This is a genomic window from Methylorubrum suomiense, assembly GCF_022179765.1.
In the GTDB taxonomy this organism is placed as follows: domain Bacteria; phylum Pseudomonadota; class Alphaproteobacteria; order Rhizobiales; family Beijerinckiaceae; genus Methylobacterium; species Methylobacterium suomiense.
Map to the genome: position 1 here is coordinate 1 of NZ_BPRE01000054.1, position 460 is coordinate 460.

Here is a 460-nt window from a genome sequence, read left to right on the forward strand (position 1 = left end):
CGCCGTCTCGATGCAGGGCCGCGGCTTCATCGGCGCGATGACCGCCTCGGTCGTCACCGACACCACCGCCGGCGGGGCGGGCCGGGTCGTCTGGAACTGGAGCGCCCCCGATAAGGCCCTCGACTTCCTCGGCGCCGGCCAGACGCTCGACCAGACCTACACGCTGACCCTCTCGGACGGGAAGGGCGGGGTGGTGCGCCAGGACGTCGTGGTGACGCTTGTCGGCACGGACGACCTGCCGAGCATCACGGGCTCGACCGGGGCGACGTGGTACGAGGGCACCGCCGTCAACCATGCGCGCTCGGGCACGCTGACCTTCGCCGATGCCGATCTGACCGACCACCTGACCGTCTCGTTCGCCGGTCAGAGCGTGAGCTACACCAGCGTGTCGGGGGCGGACCTGACCGCCAGCCTGACGGCGGATCAGGTCGCGGCCCTGAAGGCGGCGTTCACGATGCCG

1 protein-coding gene is annotated in these 460 nt (G+C 71.3%); it reads left to right on the plus strand.

Annotated features, from left to right (window positions below; all coding sequences use genetic code 11):
* Positions 1-460: VCBS domain-containing protein (locus MFF26_RS26390; RefSeq protein WP_238308977.1), on the plus strand; the 460-nt coding region annotated here is incomplete at both ends.